This window comes from Pseudomonas mosselii (assembly GCF_005796105.1).
In the GTDB taxonomy this organism is placed as follows: domain Bacteria; phylum Pseudomonadota; class Gammaproteobacteria; order Pseudomonadales; family Pseudomonadaceae; genus Aquipseudomonas; species Aquipseudomonas mosselii_C.
In genome coordinates this window covers 235,458-247,967 of the sequence record NZ_VAUO01000005.1, presented here as the reverse complement: position 1 = coordinate 247,967, position 12,510 = coordinate 235,458, and the positions used below count along the sequence as shown (strand labels likewise).

Annotated in this window: 14 protein-coding genes; 3 read left to right on the top strand and 11 right to left on the bottom strand. The window is 64.5% G+C overall.

Translation table 11 applies throughout. From position 1 onward, the window contains the following. Window positions 1-10 precede the first annotated feature (10 nt). Window positions 11-370, bottom strand: coding sequence for a PilZ domain-containing protein (locus FEM01_RS13410; RefSeq protein ID WP_138219966.1), 360 nt, complete (start codon window positions 368-370; stop codon window positions 11-13). Between the two features lie 124 nt (window positions 371-494). Further along, entirely contained in the window at window positions 495-881 is a 387-nt protein-coding gene (locus tag FEM01_RS13405) for a tetratricopeptide repeat protein (RefSeq protein ID WP_138219965.1), read from the bottom strand. 181 nt (window positions 882-1,062) lie between these two features. Here FEM01_RS13405 and pyk point away from each other — a divergent pair, with 181 nt between their 5' ends. Further along, window positions 1,063-2,517, top strand: coding sequence for a pyruvate kinase (gene pyk / locus FEM01_RS13400; protein ID WP_138219964.1), 1,455 nt, complete (start codon window positions 1,063-1,065; stop codon window positions 2,515-2,517). Window positions 2,518-2,584: 67 nt separating this feature from the next. On the opposite strand, the gene FEM01_RS13395 is transcribed toward pyk, so the two are convergent. After that, window positions 2,585-3,505 carry an iron-sulfur-binding ferredoxin reductase gene (locus tag FEM01_RS13395; RefSeq protein ID WP_138219963.1) on the bottom strand — a complete coding sequence of 307 codons (921 nt, stop codon included), beginning with the start codon at window positions 3,503-3,505 and terminating at the stop codon, window positions 2,585-2,587. Between the two features lie 354 nt (window positions 3,506-3,859). Here FEM01_RS13395 and FEM01_RS13390 point away from each other — a divergent pair, with 354 nt between their 5' ends. Continuing rightward, entirely contained in the window at window positions 3,860-5,383 is a 1,524-nt protein-coding gene (locus FEM01_RS13390; protein WP_138219962.1) for a fumarate hydratase, read from the top strand. Window positions 5,384-5,436: 53 nt separating this feature from the next. Here FEM01_RS13390 and FEM01_RS13385 read toward each other — a convergent pair whose 3' ends face one another. Continuing rightward, on the bottom strand, window positions 5,437-6,309 hold the full coding sequence (locus FEM01_RS13385; protein ID WP_138219961.1) for a carbon-nitrogen hydrolase family protein: 873 nt from the start codon (window positions 6,307-6,309) through the stop codon (window positions 5,437-5,439). After that, a complete protein-coding gene (locus FEM01_RS13380; protein ID WP_138219960.1) occupies window positions 6,306-6,896 on the bottom strand; it encodes a GNAT family acetyltransferase in 591 nt (196 codons plus the stop codon). The genes FEM01_RS13385 and FEM01_RS13380 overlap by 4 nt, the downstream gene beginning before the upstream one ends. Before the next feature lie 115 nt (window positions 6,897-7,011). On the opposite strand from FEM01_RS13380, the gene FEM01_RS13375 reads away from it, so the two are divergent. Continuing rightward, window positions 7,012-7,410, top strand: coding sequence for a nuclear transport factor 2 family protein (locus tag FEM01_RS13375; RefSeq protein ID WP_138219959.1), 399 nt, complete (start codon window positions 7,012-7,014; stop codon window positions 7,408-7,410). A gap of 45 nt (window positions 7,411-7,455) precedes the next feature. Here the strand turns inward: FEM01_RS13375 and FEM01_RS13370 are convergent, their stop codons facing one another. From FEM01_RS13370 to FEM01_RS13345, 6 genes are all read right to left on the bottom strand, one after another. Beyond that, complete coding sequence (locus FEM01_RS13370) at window positions 7,456-8,034, bottom strand: DJ-1/PfpI family protein (protein ID WP_138219958.1); 579 nt, start codon at window positions 8,032-8,034, stop codon at window positions 7,456-7,458. A gap of 236 nt (window positions 8,035-8,270) precedes the next feature. Further along, entirely contained in the window at window positions 8,271-9,428 is a 1,158-nt protein-coding gene (locus FEM01_RS13365; protein ID WP_138219957.1) for a phospholipase D-like domain-containing protein, read from the bottom strand. 1 nt (window position 9,429) lies between these two features. After that, window positions 9,430-10,023 (bottom strand): YceI family protein, encoded by a 594-nt coding sequence (locus tag FEM01_RS13360; protein WP_138219956.1) that lies wholly within the window; start codon window positions 10,021-10,023, stop codon window positions 9,430-9,432. A gap of 44 nt (window positions 10,024-10,067) precedes the next feature. Next, window positions 10,068-10,364, bottom strand: a complete 297-nt coding sequence (locus FEM01_RS13355; RefSeq protein ID WP_138219955.1) for an amidase — start codon at window positions 10,362-10,364, stop codon at window positions 10,068-10,070. After that, entirely contained in the window at window positions 10,361-11,437 is a 1,077-nt protein-coding gene (locus FEM01_RS13350) for a serine hydrolase domain-containing protein (RefSeq protein ID WP_138219954.1), read from the bottom strand. Before FEM01_RS13350 ends, FEM01_RS13355 begins: the two co-directional genes overlap by 4 nt. A gap of 54 nt (window positions 11,438-11,491) precedes the next feature. Continuing rightward, window positions 11,492-12,379 carry an acyl-CoA dehydrogenase gene (locus FEM01_RS13345; protein WP_138219953.1) on the bottom strand — a complete coding sequence of 296 codons (888 nt, stop codon included), beginning with the start codon at window positions 12,377-12,379 and terminating at the stop codon, window positions 11,492-11,494. Window positions 12,380-12,510: the final 131 nt, after the last annotated feature.

The window sequence follows — 12,510 nt, the reverse complement described above, 5'->3', positions numbered from 1 at the left end:
GGGCCAGCGTTCAGGCAGAGGCGTTGAGCGAATGGAAGCTGAAGAACTCGCGTAGCGAACGCACGAAGGCATCGTACTCATCAGGCGCCTGCAGCAGCATGAAGCCTGCATCGAAATGCCCAGGGTTCTCGTCTTCGCGGCACCACAGGCAACTGGCCGTCAGATTGATGAACTGCAACCCGCCACCGGCCAGCGGCACGCGCAATTGCAGCTCGAAATCCGGCCCCACCAGCACCGGCAGGTGGCTGATGATCATCAGGCCGTCTTCGGAGGCATTGCCCAAGTAACCGATCTCCTGACCGGTAAACCGGTTGAAGACCCGCAACGCGCAAGGCAATTGATGACGTTCTATTCGGCGTTCGACAAACATGGTCGTATGCACGGTCCTGTACCTGAGGCCAGGAAGACACGGTACTGGCAATGAGGATGACAACACAATCAAAGATTAGCCCACTGAAGCGGGCTGCCTACATGAAATCAATGACACCTTGGAATTAACGCCAAGGTGTAGCCTTGACCGGACTGGCGACCGCCGCCTCGCTGCCGCGCAAGTGGCCAAGCTTATCCAGGGTCTCCAGGCGCGCCTGGGCGCGGTAGGCGTATTCGTTGCCGGGGTACTGGCGGATCATGAATTGGTAGGTCTGCGCCGCGTCCACGTAGAGTTTCTGCCGCTCAAGGCACTGACCACGCAGCAACGACACTTCCGGATGGATGAATGGCCGCGAACGGCTGGCGCGGTCGACCTGCGACAACTCCAGCATCACCCGCGCGCAGTCACCACGGTCGTAGGCACGGTAGGCGTTGTTGAGGTGGTGGTCCATGGACCAGCGAGTACAGCCGACGACACTGGCCGCCATGGTCAAAACGATCAGGGTGCGCATGGGAATTCTCCTTTGATGGGCAGTGTATCGGCCTTTTGCGTCAAATCTTCACAGCCTTTTGCAAGCATACGCCTGCCGTTCAAACGCTACCTTGGTTCGACAACAGGTAGTGCAACGGAACAATGACTACAGCGAGATTCAGGAGTAGCCTTTCGCTGCGCTTCACTATAGGAGTCTGTGCATGACCATCCGCCGTACCAAAATCGTCGCCACCCTTGGCCCCGCCAGCAACTCGCCGCAAGTGATCGAACAGCTGATCCTCGCCGGCCTGGACGTAGCACGCCTGAACTTCTCCCACGGCACCCCGGACGAGCACAAGGCCCGCGCCCGCCTGATCCGCGACATCGCCGCCAAGAACGGCCGCCACGTCGCGCTGCTGGGCGACCTGCAGGGTCCGAAGATCCGCATCGCCAAGTTCGCCAACAAGCGCATCGAACTAAAAGTCGGTGACAGGTTCACCTTCTCCACCGCGCACCCGCTGACCGAAGGCAACCAGGATATCGTCGGCATCGACTATCCCGACCTGGTCAAGGATTGCGGCGTCGGTGACGAACTGCTGCTCGACGATGGCCGCGTGGTCATGCGCGTCGAAACCGCGACCAGCGACGCCCTGCACTGCGTAGTGATCATCGGCGGCCCGCTGTCCGACCACAAAGGCATCAACCGCAAAGGTGGCGGCCTGACCGCGCCGGCGCTGACCGAAAAAGACAAGGCCGACATCAAGCTGGCTGCGGAAATGGACCTGGACTATCTGGCCGTGTCGTTCCCGCGTGACGCCAGCGACATGGAATACGCGCGCAAGCTGCGTGACGAAGCTGGCGGCAGTGCCTGGCTGGTGGCCAAGATCGAACGCGCCGAAGCGGTCGCCGACGACGAGACCCTCGACCAGTTGATCCTCGCCTCCGACGCCGTCATGGTGGCCCGTGGCGACCTGGGTGTGGAAATCGGTGACGCCGAGCTGATTGCCATCCAGAAGAAGATCATCCAGCACGCCCGCCGCAACAACAAGGCGGTGATCGTGGCGACCCAGATGATGGAGTCGATGATCCAGAACCCCATGCCGACCCGCGCCGAAGTCTCCGACGTGGCTAACGCCGTGCTGGACAACACCGATGCGGTGATGCTGTCGGCCGAAAGCGCCGCCGGCAGCTACCCAATCGAAGCTGTGCAGGCCATGGCCCGCATCTGCTCGGGCGCCGAGAAGCACCCGACCAGCCAAAAATCCAGCCACCGCCTGCACACCACTTTCGAGCGCTGCGACGAATCCATCGCCCTGGCGGCGATGTACACCGCCAACCACTTCCCCGGCGTCAAGGCGATCATCGCCCTCACCGAAAGTGGCTACACCCCGCTGATCATGTCGCGCCTGCGCTCGCACGTACCGATCTTCGCGCTGTCGCCGCACCGTGCCACCCAGGCCCGTGCCAATATGTTCCGCGGCGTCTACCCGATTGCCTTCGACCCGGCCTCGCTGCCGGCCGACAAGGTCAGCCAGGCAGCCGTCGACGAGCTGCTCAAGCGCGGTCTGGTGGAGCAAGGTGACTGGGTGATCCTGACCAAGGGCGACAGCTATCACACCATCGGTGGCACCAACGGCATGAAGATCCTGCACGTAGGTGATCCGCTGATCGGTTGATCCGCCAATCGTCACCTTCGCGGTGGTGCGGACTTGGAATGCCGCACCACCGCGATCGCTTCAGGCTTCAAACGTGCTCGGTGAACACATCCGCCAACACTTGGTTACGCGGAACCCCGGCGATGAACAGCCGCCGGGCAAAACGTTCGACACTTCCCGGTGCCCCGCACAGCAAGGCCATGGTCTGACGCGAGGTCAGGCGCAATGCGGCCAGCGCTTCATCCATCTGCTCGGCCAGCACCTGTTCCACACTCACCCCCGCCATCGACTGCAACGCTTCGGCCAGGTAGTGCCCAGCTGGCGTGCGCGCCACATGCAGCAAACGAATCTCCCCTTGGTGCCCCTGGCGCAACGCCTCGCGCAGGATGCCCCACAACGGTGCCAGCCCGGTACCGGCTGCCAGCAGCCACAGCGGCCGCGTCTGCCAATCGGGGTCATAGTGCAAGGCGCCGCCACGCAGCTCGCCAAGGCTGACCACATCCCCCAGTTGCCAATGCCGGGCCCGGTCGCAGAAAGCACCAGGACGGCTGCAATCGATGTGAAACACCAGGCAATCGTCCTCGCCCGGCAGGCTTGCCAGTGAGTACGGGCGCGCGACATCGCCACACCACAGCACCAGATGTTGGCCGGCCTGATAGCGCAACGGCCGTTGCGGCCTGAGCTGCAAGCGCAGTACGTCGCCGAACCAGTCCAAGGCGCTGACCGTGGCCGGCAGGCCATCGCGCTGCGGATCGAACACCGCCACCCGCAGGTCGCCGGCCAGTGTGCACTGGCAAGCCAGCCGCCAGCCTTCGTCGCGCTTGTCGGCGCTCAGTGCTTCGGGCTTGGCGTCCACGGGCAGGCCGTCCAGACAGCGCACCAAACAGGCGTGACAGCTGCCGGCACGGCAACTGTAGGGCACGGCGCAACCGGCATCGTTGAGCGCATCGAGCAGGTTGCTCGCGGCCGGCACCGTAAAGCGGCGCTCGCCCACGCAGAGTTCAGGCATGTTCGGGGGTTCTCCAATTTCGATTGGGGGCGCTTTGCGCCCGTTTCGCGGCACGCCGCTCCTACAGACGAACGCGATTCCCTGTAGGAGCGGCCTCTTGCCGCGAAAGGGCTGCATCGCAGCCCCAACCAGTCTAAGGGGAGTCAGGCCACCAGACAGCAAAAAGGATGCCCACCCGGCAGCCGACCATGGTCCAGACCGCCCGCAGGTGTTTCCCGCAGCGGGCCTGCGGTATACTGCCGCGCCTTTTTGCGCCGGCCGACCACCGACGCCTTGCCAGGCATGCCTGACCTAGCGGTGTGCTGCGTCGGAGTGCCTTTATACATGTTCCCGTCTTTAAGAGGAGCGCGCTGCATGACCGTGATCAAGCAAGACGACCTGATTCAGAGCGTTGCCGACGCCCTGCAATTCATCTCGTACTACCACCCCGTCGACTTCATCCAGGCGATGCACGAGGCCTACCTGCGTGAAGAGTCGCCTGCCGCGCGTGACTCGATCGCCCAGATCCTGATCAACTCGCGCATGTGCGCCACCGGCCACCGCCCGATCTGCCAGGACACTGGTATCGTCACCGTGTTCATCCGCGTCGGCATGGATGTGCGCTGGGACGGCGCGACCATGAGCGTCGACGACATGATCAACGAAGGTGTACGCCGCGCCTACAACCTGCCCGAGAACGTCCTGCGCGCCTCGATCCTGGCTGACCCGGCCGGTGCACGCAAGAACACCAAGGACAACACCCCGGCGGTGATCCACTACTCCATCGTGCCCGGCGACAAGGTCGAAGTCGACGTTGCAGCCAAGGGCGGCGGTTCGGAGAATAAGTCGAAGATGGCCATGCTCAACCCGTCCGACTCGATCGTCGACTGGGTGCTCAAGACCGTGCCGACCATGGGCGCTGGCTGGTGCCCGCCTGGCATGCTCGGCATCGGCATCGGCGGTACCGCCGAGAAAGCCGCCGTCATGGCCAAGGAAGTGTTGATGGAGTCCATCGACATCCATGAACTCAAGGCCCGCGGCCCACAGAACCGCCTCGAAGAGATCCGCCTGGAGCTGTTCGACAAGGTCAACCAACTGGGCATCGGCGCACAAGGCCTGGGCGGCCTGACCACCGTGCTCGACGTCAAGATCATGGATTACCCGACCCACGCCGCCTCGCTGCCGGTGTGCATGATCCCCAACTGCGCCGCCACCCGTCACGCCCACTTCGTACTCGATGGCAACGGCCCGGCCGAACTGGAAGCGCCGTCGCTGGACGCCTACCCGGAAATCGTCTGGGAAGCTGGCCCGAGCGCACGCCGCGTGAACCTGGACGACATCACCCCAGAAGAAGTGGCCAGCTGGAAACCGGGCGAGACCATCCTGCTCAACGGCAAGATGCTCACCGGCCGCGACGCTGCGCACAAGCGCATGGTCGAAATGCTCAACCGTGGCGAACAGCTGCCGGTGGATCTGAAAGGCCGCTTCATCTACTACGTCGGCCCGGTCGATCCGGTCGGTGACGAAGTGGTAGGCCCAGCCGGCCCGACCACTGCCACCCGCATGGACAAGTTCACCCGCCAGATCCTCGAACAAACCGGCCTGCTGGGCATGATCGGCAAGTCCGAGCGCGGCCCGACCGCCATCGAGGCGATCAAGGACAACAAGGCCGTCTACCTGATGGCTGTCGGCGGCGCGGCGTACCTGGTGGCCCAGGCCATCCGCAAGTCGAAGGTCCTGGCCTTCGCCGAGCTGGGCATGGAAGCGATCTACGAGTTCGAAGTCAAGGACATGCCGGTCACCGTCGCGGTGGACAGCCAAGGTGAGTCGGTGCACATCACCGGCCCCGCCCTGTGGCAAGGCAAGATCGCCGAGAGCCTGGCGGTCGAAGTGAAGTAACGGCGAAAAAGCTGTACGTCTTCGCGGGCTTGCCGGTGAAGACGTACAGCTGCCTACACCACTCGGTCGAACTGCTCCGGCCAGTCCCTGCGGGTGAATACCTGCCCTTGCTGTCGCACCCGCCGCACTTGCTCCAGGTCGATATCACAGACCAGCCAGCGGCTGCCCTCCGGCATCATTGACGCACTTTGCGCGATCACCCCATCCTCCGGCATGCCGTGGTCGGGCGGTACGAACAAACCTGCCTTGCCTATATTCTCATCCAACGCCGGTGACCATGCCGCCAGTCCCACGGTCGGGCTTTGCAGCACCGCGACCTGGTTCTCCAGCGCCCGCGCCTGGGCGCCGATGCGTACCCGGTGGTATCCGGCCACGGTATCGGTGCAACTGGGCGCCAGGATCAGGTCAGCGCCGCCTTCGGCCAAGGTGCGGGCCAGCAGCGGGAACTCGTTGTCGTAGCAGATCAGAATACCCAGCCGTCCCAGCGCGGTGTCGAACACTCGCACCCCCTGACCGGCACTGATGCCCCACTGCTCACGCTCGAAGCGCGTCATCATCAGCTTGTCCTGATGCCCCAGCCGCCCTTCAGGGCCAAACAGCCAGGCGCGATTGCGGTAGTAACCGTCGGCGTCCAGTACCGGTACGCTGCCCGGCTGCAGGTAGACCCCCAGACGCCGGGCAATCCCCTCGCACAGGGCCAGCCAGGGCGCGATCAACGGCTGGATGCCGGCGATGCACGCTTTGAGATCGCCGCGCTCGGCGACCGGCAACTGACCACTGAGTACCAAGCCTGCGTACTCGGGCAGCAACAGCAATTGTCCGCCCTGCTGCGCCGCCTCGGCACACAAGCCTTCCAGGTGCGCTGCATAGACGTCCCAGTGCTCATGCAGCTCGATGGCGTACTGGCAGGCCGCGACGCGGATCATACCGGCAGGGCCTTGAGCCAGAACGACATGATCTTGGGCGACTGCTCAGGCTCATCCAGATCACGCCAACTGTAGGCGGTACGCAGCGAGGGCTCATGCAGAAAGCCGCGGTTACGCCAGAAACCGTGCAGCGGCTTGTAGTCTTCGGGCCGTCGCGGATGCCCCGCCGGGCGCTCCACCGCGCAAAAGGCGCAGTAGTCGAATTCGGCGAGCTTGTGGGCATAGGATTCACGTTCGATGAAAAACCGCACCCCAAGTCCACGCCCCCGGTAGGCCGGCAGCAACACTGACTCACCGAAGTAGTAAACCGTCGCAGGGTCGCGGCCTTGGGCCAGGAACGGCTGCTGAAACTCAGGGCTTTCGTCGGCCAGCGGCAAGCCGGTGGACGCGCCGACCACCTGCTCGCCGTCCAGCGCCAGCACCACCAGGCTGCGCCCGGAGCGCGCATAGGTAGACAAGTACTCGGCCTCGTAGGCTTCGTCACCGTCGTAGAGATAGGGAAACTCGCGGAACACCGTCAGGCGCAAACGAGCGAGGTCATCGATGTAAGGCGCGATGGCAGCGCCATGCAGCAGGCGTATTTGCATGCGGGGCGGTCGTTTTGTCGATGTGGATGACGCGCTCGGCTAAGCCGGGCCTGAGGGGAAACCCTATCATCGGCTCCACATCACTCCCTTTCCCCTGCGCGACAGGTATTTCTCCATGACCGCTACCGAACTCGTCACTGCCTACTACAACGCCTTCAACGCTGGCGACATGCCCGCCTTCCTCGCGCTGCTCAGCGAAGACGTGATCCACGACATCAACCAGGGCGAACGGCAAATGGGCAAGGCCGCCTTCGCCGCCTTCATGGACAAGATGAACCGCTGCTATCGCGAACGCCTGGCCGATATCGTGGTAATGCAGAACGCCGAGGGCAACCGCGCTGCCGCCGAGTTCACCGTGCACGGCGAGTACCTGGCCGACGACGAAGGCCTGCCGCCAGCCAACGGGCAAAAGTACGTGCTGCCGGCCGGCGCATTTTTTTACATCCACTGCGGCAAGATCGCCCGGGTGAGCAACTACTACAACCTCAACGACTGGGTCGAACAGGTAGGCTGAGGCATATCGCGGGGCGCCATTGCGGCTTGCCCCGCGAAGGCGGTGTCAATGGATACGCGTCCCCAGCACCTTGAGAAACGCCGCCAGCCACGCCGGATGCGCAGGCCACGCCGGCGCAGTCACCAGGTTGCCATCGACATGCGCCTGATCCACGGCAATGTCGATGAAGCGCCCGCCTGCCAGCTTCACTTCTGGCGCACACGCCGGATACGCGCTGCACTCACGCCCCTCCAACACCCCCGCTGCGGCCAGCAACTGCGCGCCATGGCATACGGCAGCAATCGGCTTGCCGGCCTGGTCGAAGGCGCGCACCAAGTCCAGCACCTTTTCGTTCAGACGCAGGTACTCCGGCGCCCGGCCACCGGGAATCAACAGTGCGTCGTAGCTTTCGGCGCGTACCTGGACGAAGTCGTAGTTCAGGGCGAAGTTGTGACCGGGCTTCTCGCTGTAGGTCTGCTCCCCCTCGAAATCGTGAATCGCCGTGCGCACCGTTTGCCCGGCGACCTTTTCAGGACACACCGCATGCACGGTATGCCCGACCATGCTCAGCGCCTGGAACGGCACCATCGCCTCGTAGTCCTCGACGTAATCACCCACCAGCATGAGAATCTTCTTAGCCGTCATCGCATCCACTCCTTGCGTTGCAGGGGAACAATCCGAGCACAATAGTCCGCTTTGCCGGCGAGCGATATACGCCGCTAGTGCCCTGTCTCGGAAATACGTGCTCTTTTGGGGAGTGGCTTGGATGTTCGGCCAAGGCGCCGCGACGAGTCATAGCAGGGCTATGGCGAGGAGTGGCAACGCAGGCCGGGCATTCAAGACGCCGCCAAAAGTGAACAGCTTATTTCCGGGACAGGACACTAATCGCGTCGGTCCAACAGATTGGCCACCAGCCGGTCGAGCCAACCCCACACACGCTGCTTGACCCGCCGCCACAAGGGGCGTGCCTGCCACTGGAGCAGGTCGACTTCCTCGCTCAAGGCGAAGTCGCGCTCGAAGCTCGCGGCCACCGCGGCGGTCAGCGTTGGGTCGAGGGCCTCGACATTGGCTTCGAGGTTGAAACGCAGGTTCCAGTGGTCGAAGTTGCACGAGCCCACACTCACCCAATCGTCCACCAGCACCATCTTCAGGTGCAGGAAACACGGCTGGTACTCGAAAATTCGAACCCCGGCGCGCAGCAGCCTCGGGTAGTAGCGATGGCCGGCATAGCGCACTGCGGGGTGATCGGTGCGCGGGCCGGTTAGCAGCAGGCGCACGTCCAGGCCCTTTTGCGCAGCCCGGCGCAGCGAGCGGCGCACGCTGAAGGTAGGCAAGAAGTACGGCGTGGCCAGCCAGATACGCCGCTGCCCGCTGTTCAGCGCGCGCACCAGCGCATGCAGGATGTCCTTGTGCTGGCGGGCATCGGCGTAGGCTACGCGGCCCATGCCCTGCCCTTCGAGCGGGACCCGGGGCAGGCGTGGCAGGCCGAAATTCTCCGGCGGGCGCCAGGCGGTACGGCGCTGGTTGGCGTGCCACTGGCGGTCGAACAGCAACTGCCAGTCGCCGACGATCGGCCCCTCCATGCGCACCATCACCTCATGCCACTCGCTGAGCACCTCGTTCGGCTTCCAGAATTCGTCGGTTACCCCGGTGCCGCCGACCACCGCCCAGCGCTCGTCCACCAACAGCAGCTTGCGATGATCGCGGTACAGGTTGCGCAAACCCCGACGCCAACGCAGGCGGTTGTACCAGCGCAGCTCCACGCCGGCTGCCAGCAAGCGTTCGCGCAAGGCCGCAGGAAACCCCAGCGAGCCGTAGTCGTCGAACAGGCAACGCACCCGCACGCCCCGCCGCGCGGCCTGTTCCAAGGCCTCGACCACCGCCTGCGCACAGGCCCCGCCCTCGACCAGGTACAGCTCCAGGTCCACCTGGAACTCGGCACGCACGATGGCCAGGAGCATGCACGGGAAAAACTCGGGGCCGTCGATCAGCAGCTCGAACTGGTTGCCGCCGCGCCAGGGGAAGACCGGCCCCGGCATGTCAGCGGGCGTTGAAGATCAGCACCGCGCTCACCGGCACCGACGGGTTGATCGACTTGAGCCCGGCCAGCTTGCGCAGGCTTTCCAGGCCCGGCATCAAGCCAAAGTCCTCGGCACGCAGCACCAACGGTTCCAGGGTCACCACCTGGAAACGTCGCTCGTCCAGCCGAGTGGCCAGCAGCAGGGTGTTGTAGTTGTGAGTCTGCCCATGCAGGGTGACGCTCACCGGCAAGCGCAGTTCCAGTTGCGCACCGTTGGCCAGGTCGTTGATCGGGCGTAAGTCGATCTGGGCTTGCACCTTGCCCTCGGCGAAGCGCTCCACCTCGAACAGGCTATCGCGCAGGCGCTCATCACGCAGGGCGATGCCACTGCTGATCGAGTCCATCTCGATACTGACCTCGGCCGCCCCCTTGCGATCGACCGTGCCGTGCAGGACCAGGAAACGGTTGACCTCGGCGATGTTGCCGTTCTTGCCGGTGACGAAGGACAGGCGCGACGACTCGCCATCCAGGTGCCAGTTAGCCTGGGCTGGCAGGCCCACGCTGACGAGAAGGGGAAGCAGCAATGCAGGAAGCAGACGGGACGGCTTGAACATGGGAAATCCTGTAAAACAAGGCCGTCAACATTACCCGCCCGATTTCATGGCAGCAAGCGGCAGCCCTCGCGCGCACTTTGCCAGGCCGCCTCGCTGCGTCGGCCCAGGCCTTCAGCGCGAACCCGGCGCTGCGTGCTGTCCTCCTCCAGCAAGCCCAGCGGCAGGTATTGTTTTACGTAGCCACGGCAGTAGCCTTGCTCGAAGCCCATGACAAACCGGCAGGAGCAGTATTCCTTGGCCGAGTATGCCGACAGGATGCCGGGAAAGTCCGCCAGCGCCTGGCGCTCGTGCCAGGCCCAGGCCAGCAGCGCCAGCACCAGCAACAGCCCGATGCGTTTCATCGCCCCTCCTTGGCCAGCGCAGCAAGCACCTGCTTGAGCAGTGCGTTGTGGCTGAAACTGGCGTCACGGTCATCGGCATAGCGCACGATCACCAGTTTCTGCGCAGGCAGCACGTACAGCGCCTGACCCCAGTGGCCCAAAGCGGCAAAGGTGTCCGCCGGGGCATCGGGCCACGGGCGCGGCTGGCCGGGCAGCGGCTGGTTGAGCCACCAATGCCCGCCGGGATTGGCCTCCCCTGGGATGGCTTCGGCGCGTGCGAACAGGGTGCGGTTGAAGGCCACCCACGCGGCGGGGACGAGCTGGCGATCACCCCAACGCCCGTCACGCTGCATCAGCAGGCCGATACGTGCCAGGTCACGGGCGCGCAGGTAAAGATAAGAAGACGCGACGTAGTTGCCGGCGCCATCGCGCTCCCAGACTGCGCCGTCGATCCCCAGCGGCGTGAACAGCGCCTGCCAGGGATAATCGGCGTACTGCTGCGGCGCAAGCATGCCGCGCAGGGCTGCACCGAGCAGGTTGCTGTCGCCGCTGGAGTAGACGAAACGTTCGCCAGGCACACGCTCGGCGGGCATGCCGGCAGCGTATGCCGCCATATCGTCACGACCACGGGTGTAGAGCATGGCCACCACCGACGACTTGAGCGGTGCGTACTCATAGTCTTCCTGCCAGACCAGGCCACTGGCCCAGTGCAGCAGGTCACGCAGGCGCAGCGCCGGGTGCGCCCGCAATGCCGGGTAAAAGCGCGAGGCAGGGTCGTCCAGCTCGAAGCGCCCTTCGCCCTGGGCCACACCCAGCAACGTGGCCAGCACACTCTTGCTCACCGACCAGGTCAGGTGCGGTGTGTCGGCGCGGGTTGGCGCGGCGTAGCGCTCGTGAACGATGCGGCCATCGCGGATGATCAGCAGTGCGTCGGTGCGAACACCGCTGCGCTCGGCGTTGCGTTCAGGGAAGGCGTAGGCGTCCACGGCTCGCCAGTCGATGGCGACGCCGTCGATTGGCCAATCCGGGGTAGGCCACTCTTCGGCGCGAACCGCGACAACTGCCAGTGCAAGCAGCAGCAACAGTATCTTCATGGTGATCGCAGGGCCCCAGGATGGGTGGTCAAATGCGCCCAATTTCTCAGGCTTTCATGACAATCCCGCTGCCGCCCAGGCCTTGGCCAGGCGTTTATCCCGCGCGGCACTGGCCAGCGCCAGCACCCCCTGGTCACGCGCCCACAACTGCCCCCACGACGCAGGGCCGGCAGCCATCGCTTTGTCGATCTCACCGCGCAGGCTATCGAACTGGGCGAACAATCCTGCCATCAACAAATGCCCCGTGGTGCTGTCGGCACACTGCCGGCTGCCCTCGGCACAGCCGGCCAGCAGGCTGATCAAACGCAGGCGCAAGGGCTGCGGCCAAGCACACTCCTGGGCAACCCCATGCAGCCACGCCACCAGGGCGGCCAGCACGTAAAGGTCTTCAAGGGTGCGGAAGGGTTTGACGTAAGCATCCCAGCCATCGCCGGCCAGCAGCTCGCAGGCTGCGCTTTCCAGTTGAACCCGCGCATGCCCGATCTCTGGCATCAGCGGCAGGATCGGCAACGCTTCAAGGGCCACACCAGGTTCGCCCGGATAGACCACCGCCAACTGCAACTGCGGCGCTTGCCCCTGCGCCTCGCTACGCGCCGCCACCAGCAACCACTCGGCCTCAAGTCCGGCGGTGACGAAATCCTTGCTGCCGGTCAGGCGCAATTGATCGAGCCGGGTGTGCATATCGGCCGGGCGCACGCTGCGCCGTTCGGTGGCGCACAGGGCGCCGAGGCTGGCCGGCGCGCTGGGCCACAGCACCCGCAACGCGGCCTGGTAGCCGACCAGGAAAGCCAGCCCAGGCGTGGCCATGGCGCGAGCCCCCAGCACGGCCAGTTCGAACGGCGAACCGGCGCCGAAGCGCTCAAGCACCGCTGCATAGGCCTCCCCCAGGCTGGCCTGGGGCGCATACCGCAAGGGGTCGTTGAGTCGTTGCAACCAGGCCATCGAGGGTCCTCCCATGGGGGCTGTCACGCAAGCATCACCAAAGATTCACGGGGGTGACACCGCACGTACCTAGGCTGACTTTGCACAACAAAGCCGACCGGCCGCAACCCTTTGGCTGGCTCATGGAGACT

Coding starts and splice junctions, on each gene's coding strand:
- FEM01_RS13410 (WP_138219966.1), bottom strand. CDS start 370: ATGTTTGTCGAACGCCGAATAGAACGTCATCAATTGCCTTGCGCGTTG.
- FEM01_RS13405 (WP_138219965.1), bottom strand. CDS start 881: ATGCGCACCCTGATCGTTTTGACCATGGCGGCCAGTGTCGTCGGCTGT.
- pyk (WP_138219964.1), top strand. CDS start 1,063: ATGACCATCCGCCGTACCAAAATCGTCGCCACCCTTGGCCCCGCCAGC.
- FEM01_RS13395 (WP_138219963.1), bottom strand. CDS start 3,505: ATGCCTGAACTCTGCGTGGGCGAGCGCCGCTTTACGGTGCCGGCCGCG.
- FEM01_RS13390 (WP_138219962.1), top strand. CDS start 3,860: ATGACCGTGATCAAGCAAGACGACCTGATTCAGAGCGTTGCCGACGCC.
- FEM01_RS13385 (WP_138219961.1), bottom strand. CDS start 6,309: ATGATCCGCGTCGCGGCCTGCCAGTACGCCATCGAGCTGCATGAGCAC.
- FEM01_RS13380 (WP_138219960.1), bottom strand. CDS start 6,896: ATGCAAATACGCCTGCTGCATGGCGCTGCCATCGCGCCTTACATCGAT.
- FEM01_RS13375 (WP_138219959.1), top strand. CDS start 7,012: ATGACCGCTACCGAACTCGTCACTGCCTACTACAACGCCTTCAACGCT.
- FEM01_RS13370 (WP_138219958.1), bottom strand. CDS start 8,034: ATGACGGCTAAGAAGATTCTCATGCTGGTGGGTGATTACGTCGAGGAC.
- FEM01_RS13365 (WP_138219957.1), bottom strand. CDS start 9,428: ATGCCGGGGCCGGTCTTCCCCTGGCGCGGCGGCAACCAGTTCGAGCTG.
- FEM01_RS13360 (WP_138219956.1), bottom strand. CDS start 10,023: ATGTTCAAGCCGTCCCGTCTGCTTCCTGCATTGCTGCTTCCCCTTCTC.
- FEM01_RS13355 (WP_138219955.1), bottom strand. CDS start 10,364: ATGAAACGCATCGGGCTGTTGCTGGTGCTGGCGCTGCTGGCCTGGGCC.
- FEM01_RS13350 (WP_138219954.1), bottom strand. CDS start 11,437: ATGAAGATACTGTTGCTGCTGCTTGCACTGGCAGTTGTCGCGGTTCGC.
- FEM01_RS13345 (WP_138219953.1), bottom strand. CDS start 12,379: ATGGCCTGGTTGCAACGACTCAACGACCCCTTGCGGTATGCGCCCCAG.